Here is a 21,261-nt window from a genome sequence, read left to right as displayed (position 1 = left end):
AAATAACAGATTTTTGGTTTTTCAACATACTCTTCCTTTACATTAATCCTATATCTTGCCAATAAATATGTAAAATGCTATTATTTTATTAAATTCATACCATAATTGATATATTAAAGGAGGAATGATTATAATGACAGTTCGTCATATGAAAATATTTATACAGGTTTATCGTACACAAAACATTACGCGTGCTGGGGAATTACTGCATATGACTCAACCGGCGGTAACGAGAGCCATCCATGAGATTGAAAACTATTATGGTGTTTGTCTGTTTGAACGGATTAATAAGCGGCTTTTTGTAACAGAAATTGGGAAGCAGCTCTATGCACAGTCTTTACATATCGTGGATGCTTTTGACATGCTGGAAACAGGACTTCGAAACTGGGATACCTTTGGTGTGCTGCGCATTGGTGCAAGCATAACCTTAGGGAATTTCCTGCTTCCTGAGTTAGTAAGCCAATTCCAAAAAGAACACACTAATATTAAAATACAGGCAACCATAGCAAACGGTACCAATCTGCAAAAGGCATTACTTGATAATCAGCTGGATATCGCTTTAATTGAAGGAGGTGTTTGGGAAGAGGAACTACATACAGAAGCGTTCGATAGAGACCGCCTGGTACTTATACTTCCGCCTGGACACAAATTAATGTCGAAAGAAAAAATTGAGTTGATTGATCTGCTTACCTACCCATTTCTGTTACGGGAAAAAGACAGCAACGGCCGGGCATTTTTAGACAATATTTTTTCCTTGCGCGGTATTACCCTTAACCCAATATGGGAAAGTGCCAGTACACAGGCAATTGTAAAAGCAGTAAGTTTAGGTCTTGGAATATCCTTTCTGCCGGAACAGTTGATTTATCAGGATATTGTTAACGGTGTTATAAGTACCCGGGAGATAACAGATGTAGACCTGACCAGGCAGCACTATCTTGTATGGCACAAAAACAAATATTTAACCAATACCATGATAAGTTTCATATCTTTATGCAAAAGTGTGCACCCGGCGAATGCTTTACCGATAGAATAAACTCCTCTATACTCGGCAGGCTATCCTATCCAGAATATATTCCCTAAATAGTTGTTTCTACTTCACTTTAGTTTCTCCTATTCCATACACTCAATACCACACTGTTAAAAAATCTGACAGTGTCATATATCTCCCAAACCGGGTATATATGGTTTGATTTATTGTCTCCATCCCCCTGCTGGTTGCCGCCTTTAAGCCTAAAATAAAAGCCAACCGGCTGAGAACAAGACCTTATTATACACAAACCAACAAAACAATTCAATCTGCAAGCAGAAAATTAGTACTCTGGTTTCTTGACAATAATGTATGAATATTCCTAATTATTTATCATGTATGCTCCCAGTTACTGTCTTCCAATTAGTGCATACATTTCTCTGATACTGTTTAGGAGTAACTCCCATAATAAGCCGAAACTGTTTAGAAAAATAGCTCTGACTTTCAAAACCACACTGTGCACAGATCTCACTATTGGCAGCGTTTGATGACTTCAACATATCAGCTGCAATAGCAATTCTCCTTCGCATCAGATATCTTATCGGAGTGTCTTGGATAACTGTTGCAAATGTCCTCTGACATTCACGTGCACATATTCCGGCTGCACCCGCAATATGTTCAACTGTTACTTTATTCATGTAATTTTCATTAATCCAGTTCAGCATCTGCTTCAGGCGCTGTTCCTGTATCGTCTCAATCCTGACTGCCTGCTTTTCCTTGTTTCCGTTCAATAACATGATAATCTTCGACATTGCATCCCTTACTGTAAATTCATAGCCTTCCGGCTCCAATTCGCAGGCATAGAACGCTGTATTGAAAAGAGAAATCACTGCCGCGCTGCCTGCATCTCTCAGAGTAAGTGCCCAGGATGATGCGTCTCCCTTTACAAAGGGGCTGACATATTTTTCATCAAACACGCTTCCGGTACGTCCTGATATAACAGACCGGTCAAATACAACAGAGCGGTATCGGCAGGGCAGATCAGTATTACAGATTATTCCATGCAGGACATCTGAATTCACGAAATACCCCTCACCCGGTCGCAGAATATATGAATGATCTGCAAATATGATCTGCACCATTCCCTCATCCAGCACAAACATTTCAAGCTCACTATGCCAATGCAGCGATACTTCACCTCTGATATAATTATGAATATCACCGATGTAAGCATTGCAGGGAAAACCTGGTGTTCCACACTTCATGATTTCTTTTCCTTCATCATTCAAAGGAATTGTTTTAGCGGTCAATAGCATACTTCGTCATCTCCTTGTCCCATATCTAGCATAAATCCTATGAATCCTATGTCTGTCGCAATAATTATATTATATGTCGCAAATCAGAAAGACGCAACGTATTTCATTCGCTATAATTATACTTGCAAGAAATTAATGAAAGTAAATGAAATGGTCAAATGAAAGGATGGTTAAATGCAGTGAAGCATGATGAGAAAAAGAAATTACTTTCCAAGTTGATAGCCGGCATTTCTGAAATGTTTATGCCCCTTATGAATGTACTGTGTGCAGGTGGAATTATGAAAGGTACTCTGCTTATATTAACAACGACCTTCTTTCTTTCTGACAGCAGTGAAACCTATCTCATACTGAATGCAATATCCGACAGCACTTTTTATTTTCTTCCAGTGCTGCTGGCAATTACTTCAGCAAAAACATTCCGCGCCAATCCGTTTTACAGTACAGTAATTGCCCTAATTCTGTTGTATCCATCATTAACAAAGGCTTTTGAAACCGGTACAACTCTTCATTTTTTCAATCTTCCGATTAAAGCTGTAACTTATCACTCCGGCATCATTCCAATTATCATGGCGAGTGCTCTTCTGGCTGTTATGGAGCATTTTCTAGAACGGATACTCCCCGAACTGGTCAGAGGTTTTCTTATCCCGCTTCTCTGTCTCAGTATTGTCAGTTTGGTCACACTTTTTGTTTTCGGACCAATCGGTGCCATAATCGGAGATGCTCTTGCAGCCGGTTATGCATCGCTTTATTCCTTTTCCTCTGCAGCTGCCGGTATTCTGCTCGGTGCACTGATTCAGCCGATGGTAATCTTCGGCTTTCAGTGGGGATTGATTCTTGTAGCAATATATAACATTGGAGTTACGGGGCATGACAGTATTCTTCCGATCATGGCTCCTGCTGTTTTTGCTCAGGCCGGTGCAGCCCTTGCTGTTATGGTAAAAAGCAGAAATATTTCTTTTCGATCATTATGTGCCCCTGCAATTCTTTCTGCACTGTTTGGAATAACTGAACCTGTATTATTTAATATAAATCTTCCCAGAAAGAAGCCTTTCCTTTTTGGATGTTTAGCCGGTGCCGTTGGTGGGCTACTGGCCGGACTTTCCAAAATCGAAACTCCCGCTTTTGTTTTTCCGAGTCTTATAACATTACCGGTCTATTATGGTGATCACTTTATGCTTTATCTGACCGGATGCCTTTCAGGGTTTATGATTGGATTTTTTCTTACAATTCTGACAGTTTCTGATACTGCTATTGACGATACCGGCAATTTATTAAAAGGAGGTCTTAACTGATGTCTCTTCCTATTGTACACAGCTGTGCCAGCCGAACTATGATCTCAAATATGATATATCTGGCTCAGGACAGCAAATGTGACACCTATCGAAAGTTATATCTAAATTATGCACTGCAACTGATTGAACTCACCACAAAGGAGACGCTTATGCAATATAATCATATCGTTTTTGATTTGGATGGAACATTGATTGATACTGAAAATGCAATTTTGAAGACTTGGCAGTATACACTTGAAACATATGGCCTTAAGTATTCTCTTGAAAAACTGCGAATTGTATTAGGAATTCCGACTCTTGATGCCCTTGAACTGCTTGATGCATCTGTAGATCAGGATTTTGAAAATAAATGGATACAAAATTACAGCAAATTCTCTGATCAGGCCGAATTTTTCCCCGGTACAAAAGACATGCTGCACTTTATGAAAAAAAGTGGATTTCATCTTGGCGTTGTCACTTCCAGAAAGAAAACGGAATATGAAAGCTATTTCCGCAAATTCAACCTGGAACAAATATTTGATTTGATTGTCTGTGCAGACGATACACTGCGGTATAAACCGGATTCTGAGCCGCTTCTTTATTATGCAGAAAAGTCCGGTACAACCCCCGATTCATGTATCTATATCGGTGATATGCCGACAGATATTACATGTGCAAATGCGGCTGGTTTTACTTCTGGACTTGTGACCTGGAACCATTCATCTGTTTTAGAGCCTGATGCAGATTATATTTTTTCATCGCCTGAGGATCTGCTGAAGCTGTACAATATATAGGCCTACACAGTAATATATAAATCCGATTCTGGGAAGAAGAATAGGATGAATGGCGATATAAATATCTAGAATCAGATCAGGCCAGTCGTTGGGCTAAGGTTCCATCACAAGAGCTTAGTGATATACTGTTAGAAGAATTTTAAGAACAAGAGAAAACAGACAAGAAAAAGAAGAAGTAATAGAATAACAAAAAAACCGAGTCTGTAATGGCCGCCAAAGTTGTTGCATCTGTGCTCAACAGTAGTGCTTCAGCAGCACAGGGAGGATGTTATCATACCAGGACCATAACTGATACCTTAGGACGGGATTGGAAGATAATGCGTGACAGTTCTATCCATGAACAGACTGCAAGCGGATATGCAAATGATGAACATAAAGTAGAGTTTGTAACTCCTCCATTAAAATATGTTGATATAGAATTATTACAGAACATTGTCAGAGACTTGAAAATTGCCGGTGCCATGGTGAATAGCAGCTGCGGCATACATATTCATGTTGATGGTGCAAATCATACACCTCAATCATTACGGCGCTTAATTAATTTCATGACAGCGCGGCAGGATCTGATTTATGAAGCACTTGAAATAGGCGGTAGTGCCATGAGCATTATAATTCCACCAGATATCATGGTGTTAATCTACACTCCTATTTTTCAAAGGGAACGGTAGAATTTAGACTCTTCAACAGCACATTGCACGCTGGAAAAATAAAAGCTTACATTCAGTTTTGCTTTGCAGTAAGTTAATGGTCTATCAGGAGCACAGAAAAAGTTGTTTTCCGCTCCATGACCGGATATACCACAGAACAAAAAGTGACTATAATATGTAAATAAAAGTGCTATGAAATTGGCTTTTGACGTTTTATTTTATACCGGAATGCGCTCCGGAGAACTCCTGGCACTAACTCCTGAAGATATTCTTCCGGAGAAAAGAATTAATATCTGCAAAAATTATGCAATGGTTAATGGGGTTGAAATGTTTCTGGTTCCAAAGACACCCAGGAGTAAGCGGTGTATTGCTATACCAGATTTTCTTTATGATGAACTTCAGGAATATATGGCCCGACTATACGAGTGCGAGCCGGATAAAAAAATTTTCTACTTTACAAAACACGCTCTGGAAAAAGAAATCAAACGCAAGGCAGAAGTTGCCGGCCTGCCGGTCATAAGGGTTCATGACCTTCGTCATTCTCACGCTTCCCTTCTCATTGAAATGGGTTTTAATATCCTTATGGTATCGCAAAGATTGGGGCATGAAAAAGTTGAGACTACCTGGCAGACATATGCCCATCTATACCCTGACAAGGAGAAGATGTTAGCTTCTCAGCTTAATACAGCAAAGATTAATGGTATAACAGCTAACCTATCATTAGAAGACCAACTTACCAAATTCATGACACAGTTCCAAACCCATATTGCGGAACAGCCGGCTCTTATTGATATAAGCAGTGAAGAAATTATTCGTTGGAATCCGGAAACCAGGGAAAAGACCACTGTCACACAAGAGGAGTTTGAGACTAATGCAATATTGTCCCAAAACATAGAAGCAGACCTTGCCGTAGCTGAAATTTTTCAATCCGGATATTTAGAGATATGTGGCATAGTCTATTGTCTTGCTAGTCGGGGACTGCCAATAAAATATCTGTAGGCCTTGAAATTTCCAAAGACATGATTTATAATAACAATATAAAAGAGCAACCGCCCACAAGGTGGAAGCCCAATTAGAGATTAAGCGTCCTTACGGACACCGCCTATCCTGTTGGCTGACAGGGTAGGCATTTTTACTTTCGCTTATTATTCCTATCTATGTAGGTCAGTAATGCGATCAGGAATGACCCGCCTAAAAATAATATACTTAAGGCCTGGTATGTATCCATATGCATCACCTCCCCTCTTCTGCAAGTTGGGAGGCTTCCACCCTGTACACGGTGCTCATGGAAGATTATAACATGTACCGGCCCATTTCACAATATGCTTTTCTTATGCTTCAAAAAACCTCTGTAAAATTATATTAATGTCACAGCAATGTCACAAGGCAAAAATAAACCTCGAAAGCCCAGTGTTTAGCGGGTTCCGAGGTTTTTTCCAATCACTCAAACTCAATCGTTGCCGGTGGTTTTCCCGTACAATCATAGAGTACTCGATTAATATGTTTCACTTCATTTACAATTCTTGAGGATACTTTGCCAAGTACTTCCCAGGGCAGTTCTGCTGCTTCCGCGGTCATAAAGTCCGTGGTAGTTACGGCTCTTAGTGCTACTGCGTAATCGTAGGTTCTTTCATCACCCATAACACCTACGGAACGCATATTGGTAAGGGCTGCAAAGTATTGGCCGATGCTTCTGTCAAGGCCTGCGTTTGCAATCTCTTCACGGTAGATGGCATCTGCTTCCTGGAGGATTTTGATCTTTTCTTCGGTAACTTCACCGATGATACGGATGGCAAGTCCCGGGCCCGGGAAAGGCTGTCTGAAGACTAACTTTTCAGGTATACCAAGTTCTAAACCTGCTTTTCTTACCTCGTCTTTAAATAATAACCTTAAGGGTTCGATAATTTCTTTAAAATCCACATAATCCGGCAGACCGCCTACGTTATGATGGCTTTTGATTACGGCGGATTTCCCAAGACCGCTTTCGATGACGTCCGGGTAAATGGTTCCTTGTACCAGGAAGTCCACAGTTCCGATCTTTTTTGCCTCTTCTTCAAATACACGGATAAATTCTTCACCGATAATTTTTCTCTTCGCTTCCGGTTCGGATACACCTGCTAATTTATCATAAAATCTTTGCTGTGCATTGACACGGACGAAATTAACATCAAACTGCGTCGTAAATATCTTTTCAACTTCGTCTCCTTCGTTCTTACGAAGTAAACCATGGTCTACGAAGATACAGGTTAATTGCTTGCCGACTGCCTTACTGATCATAACCGCAGCAACGGAAGAATCAACGCCGCCGGATAAAGCACATAAAACTTTTTTATCTCCGATCTTTTCTTTTAAAGCTTTGATGGACTGTTCCGTAAAGGAATCCATTTTCCATTCACCGGTACAATTACATACTTTAAAAAGGAAATTATAAAGCATCTTGGTACCTTCCTGGGTATGGACAACTTCCGGGTGGAACTGTACGCCATATAAACTCTGGGAAGGTTTCTCTAATCCGGCTACCGGACAGGAATCGGAATGGGCAGATATGGTAAAGCCCTCAGGTAATACTTCAACTAAATCCGTATGACTCATCCAGCAAATAGATTTTTCCGTAACATCCCCGAATAATTTTGAATTCTTATTCACCGTTACTTCTGTTTTGCCATATTCCCTGACAGGTGCTTTGGACACCTTGCCTCCTAATAAATAAGTCATTAGCTGGCAGCCATAGCAGATACCCAGAATCGGGATACCTAACTCAAATATCTCCTTGTCGCAGGTAGGCGAGTCTTCTGCATAAACGCTGGCCGGACCTCCGGTAAATATAATACCCTTGGGATTGATTTCTTTTATTTTCTCAAGACTTGTGTTGTAAGGCAATACTTCACAATATACATTACATTCCCTTACTCTTCTGGCAATCAGCTGGTTATACTGGCCGCCAAAATCTAACACAATTACTATTTCCTTATCCACTTGTTTTTCCTCCTAACAGATTCATCGTCGCTTTGTATCTTGTTCTCTAAAATATATCTTATTTTACAACATTTTTTTCATGAACACCAGTACAAAATATATTATTATACTATCAAAATCTGTGCAATATATCTATATTCTATACATAACATAGATTCATTTCCTCCTTTTATAGGTTCTAAACATATCCTCGTTTTCCTAAGTCAAATATAAAAAGTATTCACTTAATAATAATGCATTAGCTATAGTACTAGATGAAAGACACTTCGAGTGAAAACTGAATATTGAGTGAGACACAAGACTAAATATATTGAAAAAATTCCAAATTTTTTCACTTATTTATAATATCCATACTACCTTTTTCTTAATCCACCATTTTAAATGTTGACATAAACTGATATCTATGTTACATTGTAAATAGTGAGTGAATATTTTTAAATTCATTCACTTGTGATATAAAACTGAATAATTGAGAAAAATACTATAAATTACTATATAGATTACTATACAAATACAATGTAAAAAATTATTTTTATTATAATAATGATTTGGATATCAAAGCCATTCAAAGAATATTTCAAAGTATTATTCAAAAGTATATTCATTAGTATATTTTTATAATAAAATGTGTATTTACAATTGCCTCATAAGAAGCGGTTGCAAATGTAACTATACCAGTGTTATGCAATTTTTACTTAAAGGAGGATATTAAATTGGAAGATAAAAAAGCGGATATCTATAATTGTGGGAAAGAATTATTCAGTTCCAAAGGCTTTAAAGATACAAACGTGGCTGACATTACAAAAAAAGCCGGTGTAAGCGTAGGAACATTTTATAACTACTATCCGTCTAAAGAAAAACTTTTTATGGAAATCTTTATGAATGAAAATGTAAAACTAAAAAAACGTATGATGTCATCGGTAAATCCGGAGGACACCCCTCTGGATTTTATCAAAGGGTTTTTATCTATGAATATAGCCGGTATGAAATCTAATCCAATCTTAAAAGAATGGTATAACCGTGATGTATTTAATAAAATAGAAAATTTATACCGTCAGGAAAATGGGAATGATTCCGTTAATTTTATTTATGGCAATTCCTTGGAAATGGTCACCAAATGGCAAGGGGAAGGTAAAATGAGAAGCGATTTGTCTTCTGAACTGATTATGGCTATATTCGCAGCATTGATAAATATTGATACACATAAAGAAGAAATCGGACTGCAATATTTTCCGGAGGTTTTAGATTCCATTACTGAATTTGTAATTAAAGGCCTCATGGACACAGGGAAATAGATTTCTTTATCAAATTTGGCTATTATCTAATAATAATTTTTTGTGACGCATTAGTGAACGAATATTATATTATTCATTCAAATATAAAAAATACATCAATATCTTTAAATCAATAATTTCCGTTTACAATTTGGATATCATTTATCAATGATTTCAATTCACAATTTAGATAACTTTTACCAATGATTTTGATAAAAAGTTAGATATTTTTTGATTAAAGATTTTCAGCTTCCAATCAAATTTAAGTGTATTTAAAAAGCCATATTTAGAAAGGAGAGAAAAACTTGTTTAAAACAGCAGCCATCCGGTCTGCCGGTAAGGGAATGGATACGGATATGTTCCATACAGCATTCGGTAAATATGCAGAAAAGGCGATCAAAGCTGTCAATCAGGAAGCCTGGCGGTTGGAACAACTGTTAAGCTGCTTTATCCCCACAAGTGATATTAGCAGAATTAATCAAAGTGCAGGAGTAAAATGTGAAAAAATAAGCCCGGAGACCTACGAAATACTATCTCATTCCATTCTTTTTTCGGTTTGCAGCAAAGGTATATTTGATGCTACCATTGGACCCCTGGCAAATCTGTGGGATTATAAAAAAACGTCTGAAATTCCGGAGACAGAAAAGATTAAAGAAGTACTTCCTTTTATAAACTATTCTGATCTGTATCTGGATCCTGTGGCTAAAACTGCCGGACTTAAACAAAACGGCCAATGTATCAATTTAGGCGGCATCGGCAAAGGATTTGCCAGCGATAAATTTCTGGAAATATTCCGTAATTACGGTATCACGTCCGCACTAACGAATCTCGGCGGCAATGTAGCTGCTTTAGGAACAAAACCAGACGGCTCCCCATGGAATATCGGCATCCGGCATCCAAGGTTGCCAAACACTCTTCTTGGCATTGTTTCAGTTACAGATAAGGCGGTAGTTACATCAGGGGATTACCAGCGTTATTTTATAGACCGGAAAGGTAAAAGGTATCACCATATTCTGAATCCTGTCACCGGCTATCCTTCCGAGTCGGAACTGATTAGTGTGACTGTTGTTACGGAGAACGGAACAACTGCGGATGCGCTGTCCACCATAATATTTATAACCGGTAAAAATGCAGGTCTGAATATACTAAAGAGCTTTCCGGGAGCTGAAGCAATTCTTGTGGATAACGAATTAACCGTTTACATTACGTCAAACCTCGGAAATTGCTTTCATCCGGTCGATGAAATTAACATTCAAATCATAAGGTAAACTAAATAGTTTAGCAATTACCTGACGATAGTTTAAATACAGGGAGGTAACCAGCATGTCCATAAATGAGAAAAAAAGGAAGAAAAAGAAAGGAAAGATAACTATGTGGCTAGTAATTTTGGTAGTTTTCGTTGTAATTATTATAACTGCAGGAACAGGAATACTCTTTACCTCAGGTGAACGAAAAGAAGGCCTGAGCTTAAAAATTAATAATGTAGATTTTACAAATCTGAAAGACGGTACTTACATCGGTGAATACGCAGGCGGGAAATATAAATGGAGAGCCAATAAAGTACAGGTTACCGTTTCCTCCGGTAAGGTAACGGATATTGATCTTCTACTGAATAAAGAAAACCGGCCCGTTGAATTTACTGATAAATTATTTGGCAGAGTGATCCAATCACAGTCGTTACAGGTAGATGCAATCAGCGGGGCTACCATTACATCCAAAGCATATCTCAAATCAGTGGAGGACGCGCTGGATAACGCAGGTAAATAATATCATTTTTAGGGAATTATGAAACATCATTACAGTGTCTATTACCATGTTGAGAAGAAAAAACACTCAGGGCCGTGCAATTAAGACAATTTCAGACTTGACTGAAAGGCAGCTGAAGTATGAAATTCGTATTAATTATATGGTATATTCAGAAAAACAAATAGTTTCACAATTACCTATTGATATCACATTATAAGGAGAAGAATTATGATATTTTATTTTTCGGGAACCGGTAATTCCCTTTATGTGGCTAAAAATATTGCAGAACATAACAATGAGAAATTGATTTCCGTAGCTGCTGTAGTAAACAGCAGTATTAATCATTATGAATATACATTAAAAGAAAATGAGCTTGTCGGGTTTGTATGTCCAATCTATGCATGGGGACCTCCGAAACCCCTCCTTGATTTTATCAATAAACTGAAATTAAATAATTATCATGGAAACTACGTCTTTGCTGTTGTTACCTGCGGCAGCAATATTGGAAATACCATGAAGATATTTACTGCTCGCCTGAGGAAAAAGAACATCTCCTTAAGCAGCGGCTATTCTGTTATCATGCCAAGCAACTATATCCTTATGGGTAATGTAGATTCAAAAGAAATCGAAAAAGAAAAGCTTTCTGAGGCAGACAGAACCTTGCTGTATATCAATGGTTCCATTCGTCAGAAGAGAAAGGAATTTCTGATAGAAAAAGGCCGTTTACCATGGCTATTAACCGGTATCATAAACCCGTTGTTCTCCAAAAATGCAAGTAACACTTCAAAGTTTTATGCAACTGACCAGTGTAACGGTTGTGGTATCTGCGAGAAAGTTTGCAACTGCCGCAATATTAAAGTAAAGGAAAAACCCGAGTGGCGGCAGCAATGTACTCAATGTCTGGCATGCATCAATTATTGTCCCGCTAAAGCAATCCAATATGGTAAAGCAACCGAAAATAAAGGCAGATATACGAATCCAAATATAAGTGTGAATGAATTCGTTCAACATCAATTACAGGTTATGTAAAGCAATAGAATAAATTATCTAATAATCTAATAAAAATAGCTTAAAAAAATTTGTATATCCATAAGTAATATACATTGCAAGTTTTCCGCTTGTATCCCGCTTATGTTACTGTAAATACAAATACATTAACATTCAATAGGGCTTTTGTAAAATCCATATACTTTTTATTACCTGTAAAATATAACACATCTTCAAAGTACAAGGGCAGGTACAAGGGATATAAAATTATGGTTTTACAAAGGCTCTCTTCAAATTTTTATAAATTCAATTCATCCAAAGTCTTATAATAAGACGGCAGAAATTCTTCCATAAAAATATCCGCTTCCTTTAAATCCATTCGTTTTATTGCATCGGTAAGGCTCTTTTTCGCACTGGTAAATTCCGTATTTCCTGCATTTTCTTCCTGTATGCATTTGATTAAAGCAGATAGCTTATCCGCAGCCTTAACCAGTCTCCATAGATACTCTTCCCCATCCTCAGGAAAAAATATGGATTCATAGGATTCTTTCATATCCTCAGGCAGCATATTTAATAATCGCAATGCCGCAATCTTTTCAATCTCTTTAAAAGCCCCCTGAATGTCTTTGTTATAATATTTTACAGGAGTTGGCATATCACCTGTAATAATCTCGGTGGAATCGTGATATAAGCCGATTAAGGCAGCCTTTTCCGCATTAAGGTCATTCCTCAGGCGCTTATTGCTTATTATAGCTAAAGCATGTGCTAACATACTGACCTCGAGAGAATGCTCCGATATGTTCTCTGACTGGGAATTTCTCATTAGAGCCCAACGTTCTATGTATTTCATTCTGGACATCATAGCAAAAAAATGACTTTCCATATTTCTCTCCTTTCCAGCGTTTGATTTTTGCGCTTATAAAGTTTTGTGCGATAATTGTAAGAATCGTATTATGGCAACCTTTAAAAAATAATCCCATTGTAATTCTTAAAAAATCACCTATAAAGTTTGAATTAATTGTATCAATAGTATGTACAATACATACTATTATAACTTTTTAAAACAAAGACCTTTACAGGTGATTTTAACAAAGTATTTTTAATTAAATCACTTTCAACTTATCTTTCTGATAATCTTCCAGCTGTCTCTTAATATAAATACCGGTATAAGAATTCTTATTTTCCGCAATCTCTTCCGGAGTACCCTGAGCAATTACCGTACCGCCCTTGTCTCCGCCTTCCGGTCCCATATCAATGATATAATCCGCTGTCTTAATCACATCCAGGTTATGTTCGATAACCACAACGGAATTACCGCCCTCGGAAAGTCTTCTTAATATTTCGATTAATTTGTGGACATCTGCAAAATGAAGTCCGGTAGTAGGTTCATCCAGGATATAAATTGTTTTACCGGTACTGCGTTTACTCAGTTCTGTGGCAAGTTTGATTCTCTGGGCTTCACCGCCGGATAAGGTTGTTGAGGGTTGTCCAAGACGGATATAGGATAATCCTACGTCATAAAGGGTTTCAATCTTTCTGCGGATGGATGGCATATTCTCAAAAAACTTCATAGCCTCTTCCACCGTCATGTCCAGAACATCATAGATGTTCTTACCCTTATACCGCACTTCCAATGTCTCACGGTTATACCTCTTACCACCGCATACTTCGCAGGGAACATATACATCCGGTAAGAAATTCATCTCTATTTTAATAATACCGTCACCACTGCAGGCTTCACATCTTCCGCCTTTTACATTAAAGCTGAACCGTCCTTTGGTATACCCTTTCATTTTTGCATCGGGTGTGGCCGAGAATAGATCTCTTATCTGGTCAAATACTCCGGTGTAGGTAGCGGGATTTGATCTTGGCGTTCTTCCGATGGGTGACTGGTCAATATTAATAACCTTATCAAGTTTATCTATACCAATCATATCATCATGTTTTCCCGGAATACAGCGTGCTCTGTTAAGATCTCTGGCCAGCCTCTTATATAAAATCTCAGTTACCAATGAACTTTTACCGGATCCGGAAACACCGGTAATACAGGTCATAACCCCAAGGGGAATATCTACTGTAACATTCTTCAGGTTATTTTCTTTTGCACCTCTTATCGTTAAATAACCATTAGGCTGTCTTCTTTCATCCGGAATAGGAATCTTGATCCTGCCGCTTAAGTAAGCACCTGTAATGGATTCTTCTACTTTCATGATTTCTTCCGCGGTACCGGCAGCAATTACTTCACCGCCGTGTTCTCCGGCTCCGGGGCCGATATCAATAATATAATCCGCTGCAAACATGGTATCTTCATCATGTTCTACTACGATTAAGGTATTACCTAAGTCTTTTAAATTTTTAAGTGTTTTTAAAAGTTTATCATTATCCCGCTGATGCAGACCGATACTTGGTTCGTCCAAGATATATGCAACACCAACCAAACCGGATCCTATCTGGGTTGCCAGACGGATTCTCTGCGCCTCTCCGCCGGATAAAGAAGCCGTAGCTCTGGACAAGGACAGATAATCCAGACCAACGTCCATTAAAAACCCAACTCTGGCTCTAATTTCTTTTAAAACCAGTTCACCGATTTTTAACTGGGTCGGTGTCAGTTCCAGATTATTCATAAAAGCATATAAATCACGGATGGAATAATCCGTAACTTCAGAGATATTCTTATTTCCTACGGTAACGGCAAGAGATTCTTTCTTTAATCGTCTTCCGCCGCATTCCTTACATGGTGTTGTCCGCATAAAACTTTCATATTCCTGCCTGGTAGTTTCCGAGGCTGTTTCACGGTATCGCCGTTCCACATTACGTATCAGTCCCTCAAACGCTACATCATATACCCCTTCGCCACGCTGACCTTTGTAATGAACTTTTACCTCTCTGCCATCGGTTCCATGCATAATCATATGTTTAATTTTATCCGGCAGATCCTTATATGGTGTATTTAAATTAAATTTATATTCTTTGGCTAAAGCCTCCAGGGTACAACGGGTATAGCTGGATTTATCCACGGCAGACTGCCAGCCTAAAACTGCAATAGCCCCCTCCGCAAGACTTAAGGATTGATCGGGAATTATCAATTCCTCATCAAATTCCATCTTAAAACCTAACCCATGACATTCGGGGCAGGCACCAAACGGGTTGTTAAAAGAGAAACTCCTTGGTTCAATCTCATCAATGCTGATACCACAGTCCGGGCAGGCAAAATTCTGGCTGAAGGTAAGTGGTGCCTTATCCTGAACATCAACAATTAATAACCCTTCGGAAAGTTTTAGCGCACTTTCAATAGAATCGGAAAGCCTCTTCTCAATCCCCTCTCGTACAATAAGGCGGTCTATAATAATCTCTATATTATGTTTGATATTTTTCTCTAATTTAATTTCTTCGGATAATTCATAAAGATGTCCGTCAACCATAACTCGAACATAACCGCTTTTCTTAGCCTGTTCGAATAATTTGACATGTTCACCTTTTCTTCCCCTGACAACCGGAGCTAATATCTGAATCCTGCTGCCATCATCCAGACGTTTGATTTCATCCACCATCTGGTCCACGGTCTGCTTCTTTATTTCCTTGCCGCATTTGGGGCAATGTGGAATTCCGATTCTCGCATATAACAGTCGGAAATAGTCATATATTTCGGTAACCGTACCTACGGTGGAACGAGGGTTTCGATTGGTTGATTTCTGATCAATGGAAATAGCAGGAGATAATCCCTCAATGCTTTCTACATTGGGTTTTTCCATCTGACCTAAAAATTGTCTTGCATAAGAAGATAGGGATTCCATATACCTTCTCTGTCCTTCTGCATAGATTGTATCAAATGCCAAAGAGGATTTACCGGAACCGCTTAATCCCGTTAATACAACAAACTCATCCCTGGGAATATTTACACTGATATTCTTAAGATTATGTTCCTTAGCTCCCCTTATTTTAATATAATGCTTTTTTTCTGCCATTTTAACACCTGTACCTTTCATTCTCCATGGGACTGCTGCCTCCTCATCCTTGTATTCTAAAGCCGCTGTTATTCCATATCATTCAGCTGTTTTTTCAGTTCAAGCAATCTGTCTCTTAATTCTGCCGCTAATTCGAAGTTTAACTCTGCTGCTGCCGTATGCATATCTTTTGTAATCTTCTTAACCACTGCCTCAAGTTCATTTTTGCTCATGGATTCCGGATCTTTTTCCATCTTATAATAATCTTTATCCGCTTTCTTGGAAATACTGATTAACTCCCGGACTTTTTTCTGAATGGTTGTAGGCGTGATACCATGTTCTTCATTATATTTGCTTTGTATTGCTCTTCTTCGGTTTGTCTCCGATATAGCCTTGTTCATGGAATCCGTAATCCGGTCCGCATACATAATTACACGGCCCTGTGAGTTTCTGGCTGCACGGCCTATGGTCTGGATTAAAGAGGTTTCCGAACGTAAGAATCCTTCCTTATCCGCATCCAGTATGGCAACTAATGTGATTTCAGGTATATCAAGACCCTCTCTTAGTAAGTTAATACCCACAAGAACATCAAACACATCCATTCGCATATCCCGGATGATTTCCGACCGTTCTAAGGTATCAATATCAGAATGCAGATATTTAACACGGATACCGACTTCCCTCATATATGCGGTCAGGTCTTCCGCCATACGTTTCGTTAAAGTTGTTACCAGAATCTTATTCTTACCGGCAACTTCTTTATTGACTTCTCCGATTAAATCATCAATCTGCCCATTAACCGGCCTTACGGAGACTTCCGGATCCAGAAGTCCGGTAGGCCTGATAATCTGCTCCGTACGGAGTAATTCATGTTCACTTTCATAAACCGATGGGGTTGCGGATACAAACATCATCTGATTGATTTTATTTTCAAACTCTTCAAAATTTAAAGGGCGGTTATCTTTCGCTGACGGCAAACGGAATCCATAATCTACTAACGTACTCTTTCTAGCCTGATCTCCCGCGTACATACCCCTAACCTGTGGAACGGTTATATGAGACTCGTCCACTATAATCAGATAATCATCCGGAAAATAATCCATTAACGTATGGGGTGTACTTCCCGGTTCCGACCCGGATAAATGTCTGGAATAGTTCTCAACACCGGAGCAGAATCCGGTTTCCCGTAACATCTCTATATCAAAATTGGTTCGTTCAGCGATTCGCTGGGCTTCCAGTAATTTATCCTCACTTTTAAAATACCGGATCCGTTCTTCCAATTCAATTTCAATTGTTTTAATGGCCGCTTCTAACTTTTCCTTGGATACAACATAGTGGGAGGCCGGAAATATAGCGATATGTTCCAAGGTACACTTTATTTCACCGGTCAACACATCTATTTCTGCTATCCTGTCTATTTCATCACCAAAAAATTCCACACGGATGGCCCTGTCATCGGATGTAACCGGAAATATCTCTACCACGTCACCATGAACACGGAACGTACCACGCTTAAAGTCCATATTATTTCTTGTATATTGAAGATCTACCAGTTTTCTTAATATCTCATCCCTGTCTTTTACCATACCCGGCCTTAAGGAGATTACCATTTCCTGATAGTCGATTGGGTCACCTAAACCATAGATACAGGACACGCTTGCAACAATGATAACATCTTTCCGTTCCGATAATGCAGCAGTAGCCGAGTGCCTTAATTTATCTATCTCGTCATTAATTGCAGAATCTTTTTCAATATAAGTATCCGTGGACGGAACATAAGCTTCCGGCTGATAATAATCATAATAACTTACAAAATACTCCACGGCATTCTCAGGAAAGAACTCTTTAAATTCTCCGTATAGCTGAGCAGCAAGAGTTTTATTATGTGCAATTACTAATGTAGGTTTATTTAAGGCCTGTATTACATTAGCCATTGTAAATGTTTTACCGGAACCGGTAACACCAAGCAGGGTCTCAAACTGATTTCCCTCCTTAAAACCATTAACCAGCTGTGCAATTGCCTCCGGCTGATCCCCGGTGGGTGCATATTCCGAAACTAGCTTGAATTCACTCATCTGTTTCATCCTTTCTAAATTTTGCCTTACTATCTATATAAAATAAATAAATTCGTTTTCTATTTTAAGTATTAACTAATCGTCTGTCATTATATCATATCTTTATTTTAAAAGCAATAATTTTTCGAATGTTTGTTCTATCCGCTAGGATGTGTCCATTCTTACTTATAAAATAAAACAGGTATGTTATATCCTGAATTTTTACAGCAATCGGATTGCGGCTCAATAATATAATCTGTATATTAATTAACCCCAACTGATTTCCATTAAAAACTCCAAAGATAACACACCTGTCTTAAAATCTGGATTATATATTTATTTCATTTTTTCCTTAATAATTTCAACTGCTTTCTGCAATTGGTTATCTTCCTCTTTCTTAATCACCACCTGTTGCCTTAATTTATCATTCAGTTCTACGGTTACATCCGGTGAGATACCTTTCCCATGAATATTCTTACCGTTTGGTGTGTAATATTTTGATACCGTGACCTTTATAGCAGTTCCGTCATATAAAGGTATGATGGATTGTACGATACCTTTTCCAAAACTGGTGGTTCCCACAATCGTTCCGCGTTTATAATCCTGAATAGCACCTGCAAAAATTTCAGATGCGCTGGCACTGTTTCCGTTAATAAGAACAGCCAATGGTTTATCAAATTCCTCCTTAGCATCCGAGAATTTCTCTTCCCTGGTACCATATTTATCTTCCGTATAAACTATCAGCCCTTTGGGCAGCATACGGTTTAAAATATCTACTACCGTATCCAGCAATCCTCCCGGATTATTCCGTACATCCACGATAAGACCTTTTTGTCCTTGTTTATCCAAATCCTTAATTGCATTACGGAACTGATCAGCTGTAACTTCATCAAATTCAGAAATTGCAATATACCCGATTTTATTATCTAACATTTCATACTCGATCGTTGGAACTTCCACTGTTTTTCTTGGGATGGAGAATTCAATCGGATCAGCTTCTCCCTCTCTTATAATAGTAACCGATACCTTGGTTCCCTCTTTTCCCTTAATCCTGCTGACTACTTCCGTTAAGTCCTTTCCTGTAACTTCTTCACCGTTAACCTTATAAACAATATCTCCAGGCAATACACCAACCGCATGTGCAGGTCCATTCAAGAAAGGTTTTACAATAGAAATAATACCGGTGGTTACATTCTGGCTTACCGTGGCACCGATTCCGCTATAAACTCCGCTGGAAGATTCCATTAAAGCATCATACTCTTCCTTCGTATAATAACAGGAATATGGATCACCAAGACTGGCAAGAAGTCCTTTATAAATGCCTTCTGCTAATTTAGCATCATCCACATCTTCCATATAAAACCGGTTTATCAAAGTTTCCAGCTTATTAATCTTTTGAATAACAGCATCGCTGGCACCAGTACTTTTTTCAGTTGCTTTTATATCATTCTGTTCACTGGTCGTATTAGTATTCTGGTTATCGGAATCATTGCCTTGCACCTGGGTAACATAGATTGTAAGTACAATTGTAAAAATGATTAATGCGCCTGCTAATCCTGATAAAAAACCAGATAAAAATTTATTCTTCATAATTACCTCCATGCCGCCATTAGGCAGCATACAATATGATGAAAGAAGCCGCTTTGCGGGTTCTTTAAGAGTGAATGTCTTTTTTTCACTTTGACCGTCATTCATGCCGCATTACTGCATCTTTCCGCTTTAAAATGTCATTTCCTTCTGCAGTCGGGATTTTATAAATGTTCTGTACTCCCGAGAAATTCATAAAATTGTGAGTTTATCGGTGACGAAATATGCAAAATTATAGTTGTATATTGTGTACATAAACACATTCATACGTTATTCGTATAACCACAATGACTGAATAGTCATGTTTTATTTAATAACTTACATAATTCAGAGGATTTACATATGTACCATTTACCGATACGCCAAAATGTAAATGGGACCCGGTGGAAACACCGGTGGAACCGACTAAAGCTATGGTTTGGCCCTGGCTGACCTCGTCTCCTACTGATACTAATAATTTGGAACAATGCATATAAACGGTATATATCCCATCCCCATGATAAATCATGATATAATTACCTGCAGATACACTATAAGCTGCGGTTACGACGGAACCTCCCGCTGCAGCCACGATAGAACTTCCGGTACTTGCACCAATATCAATTCCTTTATGATAGGTACTGGCGCCTTCCGTAGGCTGCTCTCTGTTACCAAAAGTTGAAGTAATCCGGGTACTGGAGGGACAGGGCCATATAAATCCGTCTACTTTTACCTGACTTCCGGAATCATTGTCCGTATTACTATCCGTATTGCTATTCTGGGAAGAATCATTATTACCTTTCGCAGCTTCTTCCTGGCGCTTTCTCTCCTCTTCTTTTCTCTTACGTTCCTCTTCTTCCTTTTTCTTACGTTCCTCTTCTTCGATCCGCTTTCTTTCAGCTTCTAGCAAATCTTCGATGAGATCTTCCTGTTCCGCTAATTTGGAAGTGTATTCTGCCGAAAGTGCCTGTGTTTCATCAATACTGGCTTCATATTTCGCCAGCTCTTTATTTTTATCGGAAGCTAGTTTTTTAACTGTATCCTGTTCAAAGGTCAGTTGTTCCTTTAAAGCATTTAATTCCGCTATTTTATCTTCCAGATTTTTTTCTTTGTCAGCCACATCCTGTTTCAGTTTTTGTATTTATCCAGAAGACTGTTATCATATTCGGTAATTTTGGACATGTATTCAACCTGGTTAAGTACATCGGATAAATTATCGGATTTCATTATGATTTCAAGGTAATCCGTATTTCCGTTCTCGTACATATATTGAATCCGCTTTTTCATGATACTATATTGATTTTCTTCTACAACTTTTGCCGCCTTAAATTCTTTTCTGGCTTTATCCAAAGATTTATCCGTCTTTTTAATATCAGTATTTAAGGAATCAATTTCATCGTTTAAGTTGGTTAATTCCTTATCTAATTCCTCGATATATTTAAGTATATCGTCCTTTTCCTTTTCTAATTCCGATAATCTTGATTCTGTTTCCTGTTTCTTTTTTTCCAGGTCAGATTTCACGCCCTTAGCCCGGTCAATTTCACCGGCATAGGAAGGGAAAGTTAAGGAGCCTACTAACATTATAACCGACAATAATATAAGTATACCTTGTATTTTCCTTTTTCCGGTCCTCTCTTTTGTAATAGAAAGAAAGTATTTAGCATTCTCCGCCATTGATTTAAGGTGCCTTTTATCCATTTTGTTCATCTCCCATTTGCA

17 protein-coding genes and 1 pseudogene are annotated in these 21,261 nt (G+C 38.4%); 9 read left to right on the top strand and 9 right to left on the bottom strand.

Going from position 1 to position 21,261, the window contains the following annotated elements; translation table 11 throughout:
- Positions 1-133 precede the first annotated feature (133 nt).
- Positions 134-1,033: a LysR family transcriptional regulator gene (locus Ana3638_RS07565; RefSeq protein WP_161837480.1), complete on the top strand. Its 900-nt coding sequence runs from the start codon at positions 134-136 to the stop codon at positions 1,031-1,033.
- A 320-nt stretch (positions 1,034-1,353) separates the two neighbouring features.
- Here the strand turns inward: Ana3638_RS07565 and Ana3638_RS07560 are convergent, their stop codons facing one another.
- Entirely contained in the window at positions 1,354-2,283 is a 930-nt protein-coding gene (locus Ana3638_RS07560) for a helix-turn-helix domain-containing protein (RefSeq protein ID WP_161837479.1), read from the bottom strand.
- A gap of 158 nt (positions 2,284-2,441) precedes the next feature.
- On the opposite strand from Ana3638_RS07560, the gene Ana3638_RS07555 reads away from it, so the two are divergent.
- From Ana3638_RS07555 to Ana3638_RS07540, 4 genes and pseudogenes are all read left to right on the top strand, one after another.
- Positions 2,442-3,575 carry a PTS transporter subunit EIIC gene (locus Ana3638_RS07555; RefSeq protein ID WP_161837478.1) on the top strand — a complete coding sequence of 378 codons (1,134 nt, stop codon included), beginning with the start codon at positions 2,442-2,444 and terminating at the stop codon, positions 3,573-3,575.
- Positions 3,575-4,348, top strand: coding sequence for an HAD family hydrolase (locus Ana3638_RS07550; RefSeq protein WP_161837477.1), 774 nt, complete (start codon positions 3,575-3,577; stop codon positions 4,346-4,348). Before Ana3638_RS07555 ends, Ana3638_RS07550 begins: the two co-directional genes overlap by 1 nt.
- A gap of 206 nt (positions 4,349-4,554) precedes the next feature.
- Positions 4,555-5,087 (top strand): annotated as a pseudogene (locus Ana3638_RS07545) (amidoligase family protein); the annotation flags it as partial.
- 106 nt (positions 5,088-5,193) lie between these two features.
- Entirely contained in the window at positions 5,194-5,994 is an 801-nt protein-coding gene (locus Ana3638_RS07540) for a site-specific integrase (RefSeq protein WP_246240872.1), read from the top strand.
- A gap of 133 nt (positions 5,995-6,127) precedes the next feature.
- Here Ana3638_RS07540 and Ana3638_RS24970 read toward each other — a convergent pair whose 3' ends face one another.
- Together Ana3638_RS24970 and guaA are read right to left on the bottom strand one after the other, a co-directional pair.
- Positions 6,128-6,223, bottom strand: coding sequence for a putative holin-like toxin (locus Ana3638_RS24970; protein ID WP_235839083.1), 96 nt, complete (start codon positions 6,221-6,223; stop codon positions 6,128-6,130).
- Between the two features lie 212 nt (positions 6,224-6,435).
- Positions 6,436-7,971: a glutamine-hydrolyzing GMP synthase gene (gene guaA, locus Ana3638_RS07535; RefSeq protein WP_161837475.1), complete on the bottom strand. Its 1,536-nt coding sequence runs from the start codon at positions 7,969-7,971 to the stop codon at positions 6,436-6,438.
- Positions 7,972-8,684: 713 nt separating this feature from the next.
- Here guaA and Ana3638_RS07530 point away from each other — a divergent pair.
- The 4 genes from Ana3638_RS07530 (at position 8,685) to Ana3638_RS07515 (ending at position 12,020) form a co-directional block, all read left to right on the top strand.
- The gene (locus Ana3638_RS07530; RefSeq protein ID WP_161837474.1) at positions 8,685-9,266 is read left to right on the top strand and encodes a TetR/AcrR family transcriptional regulator; all 582 of its coding nucleotides are present in this window, start codon (positions 8,685-8,687) and stop codon (positions 9,264-9,266) included.
- A 284-nt stretch (positions 9,267-9,550) separates the two neighbouring features.
- Positions 9,551-10,513 (top strand): FAD:protein FMN transferase, encoded by a 963-nt coding sequence (locus Ana3638_RS07525; RefSeq protein ID WP_246240870.1) that lies wholly within the window; start codon positions 9,551-9,553, stop codon positions 10,511-10,513.
- A gap of 55 nt (positions 10,514-10,568) precedes the next feature.
- Positions 10,569-11,012 (top strand): FMN-binding protein, encoded by a 444-nt coding sequence (locus Ana3638_RS07520; RefSeq protein WP_246240867.1) that lies wholly within the window; start codon positions 10,569-10,571, stop codon positions 11,010-11,012.
- Positions 11,013-11,219: 207 nt separating this feature from the next.
- The gene (locus Ana3638_RS07515; protein WP_161837473.1) at positions 11,220-12,020 is read left to right on the top strand and encodes an EFR1 family ferrodoxin; all 801 of its coding nucleotides are present in this window, start codon (positions 11,220-11,222) and stop codon (positions 12,018-12,020) included.
- A gap of 256 nt (positions 12,021-12,276) precedes the next feature.
- On the opposite strand, the gene yfbR is transcribed toward Ana3638_RS07515, so the two are convergent.
- The 6 genes from yfbR to Ana3638_RS26110 all read right to left on the bottom strand — a co-directional run bounded on the left by yfbR (position 12,277) and on the right by Ana3638_RS26110 (position 21,240).
- On the bottom strand, positions 12,277-12,861 hold the full coding sequence (gene yfbR, locus Ana3638_RS07510) for a 5'-deoxynucleotidase (RefSeq protein WP_161837472.1): 585 nt from the start codon (positions 12,859-12,861) through the stop codon (positions 12,277-12,279).
- A gap of 220 nt (positions 12,862-13,081) precedes the next feature.
- On the bottom strand, positions 13,082-15,943 hold the full coding sequence (uvrA, locus tag Ana3638_RS07505; RefSeq protein ID WP_161837471.1) for an excinuclease ABC subunit UvrA: 2,862 nt from the start codon (positions 15,941-15,943) through the stop codon (positions 13,082-13,084).
- A 68-nt stretch (positions 15,944-16,011) separates the two neighbouring features.
- Positions 16,012-17,997, bottom strand: a complete 1,986-nt coding sequence (gene uvrB / locus Ana3638_RS07500) for an excinuclease ABC subunit UvrB (protein WP_161837470.1) — start codon at positions 17,995-17,997, stop codon at positions 16,012-16,014.
- A gap of 315 nt (positions 17,998-18,312) precedes the next feature.
- The gene (locus Ana3638_RS07495) at positions 18,313-19,566 is read right to left on the bottom strand and encodes a S41 family peptidase (protein ID WP_161837469.1); all 1,254 of its coding nucleotides are present in this window, start codon (positions 19,564-19,566) and stop codon (positions 18,313-18,315) included.
- A gap of 307 nt (positions 19,567-19,873) precedes the next feature.
- Positions 19,874-20,662, bottom strand: coding sequence for a peptidoglycan DD-metalloendopeptidase family protein (locus Ana3638_RS26115; RefSeq protein ID WP_330587924.1), 789 nt, complete (start codon positions 20,660-20,662; stop codon positions 19,874-19,876).
- Positions 20,663-20,670: 8 nt separating this feature from the next.
- Positions 20,671-21,240, bottom strand: a complete 570-nt coding sequence (locus tag Ana3638_RS26110; protein WP_330587923.1) for a coiled-coil domain-containing protein — start codon at positions 21,238-21,240, stop codon at positions 20,671-20,673.
- Positions 21,241-21,261 lie beyond the last annotated feature (21 nt).

Origin of the sequence: Anaerocolumna sedimenticola, from assembly GCF_009931695.1 — a bacterium.
Classification (GTDB): Bacteria; Bacillota; Clostridia; order Lachnospirales; family Lachnospiraceae; genus Anaerocolumna; species Anaerocolumna sedimenticola.
This window is presented reverse-complemented; position numbering and strand designations above follow the sequence as displayed.

Coding starts and splice junctions, on each gene's coding strand:
- Ana3638_RS07565 (WP_161837480.1), top strand. CDS start 134: ATGACAGTTCGTCATATGAAAATATTTATACAGGTTTATCGTACACAA.
- Ana3638_RS07560 (WP_161837479.1), bottom strand. CDS start 2,283: ATGCTATTGACCGCTAAAACAATTCCTTTGAATGATGAAGGAAAAGAA.
- Ana3638_RS07555 (WP_161837478.1), top strand. CDS start 2,442: ATGAAAGGATGGTTAAATGCAGTGAAGCATGATGAGAAAAAGAAATTA.
- Ana3638_RS07550 (WP_161837477.1), top strand. CDS start 3,575: ATGTCTCTTCCTATTGTACACAGCTGTGCCAGCCGAACTATGATCTCA.
- Ana3638_RS24970 (WP_235839083.1), bottom strand. CDS start 6,223: ATGGATACATACCAGGCCTTAAGTATATTATTTTTAGGCGGGTCATTC.
- Ana3638_RS07520 (WP_246240867.1), top strand. CDS start 10,569: ATGTCCATAAATGAGAAAAAAAGGAAGAAAAAGAAAGGAAAGATAACT.
- Ana3638_RS07515 (WP_161837473.1), top strand. CDS start 11,220: ATGATATTTTATTTTTCGGGAACCGGTAATTCCCTTTATGTGGCTAAA.
- yfbR (WP_161837472.1), bottom strand. CDS start 12,861: ATGGAAAGTCATTTTTTTGCTATGATGTCCAGAATGAAATACATAGAA.
- uvrA (WP_161837471.1), bottom strand. CDS start 15,943: ATGGCAGAAAAAAAGCATTATATTAAAATAAGGGGAGCTAAGGAACAT.
- uvrB (WP_161837470.1), bottom strand. CDS start 17,997: ATGAGTGAATTCAAGCTAGTTTCGGAATATGCACCCACCGGGGATCAG.
- Ana3638_RS07495 (WP_161837469.1), bottom strand. CDS start 19,566: ATGAAGAATAAATTTTTATCTGGTTTTTTATCAGGATTAGCAGGCGCA.
- Ana3638_RS26110 (WP_330587923.1), bottom strand. CDS start 21,240: ATGGATAAAAGGCACCTTAAATCAATGGCGGAGAATGCTAAATACTTT.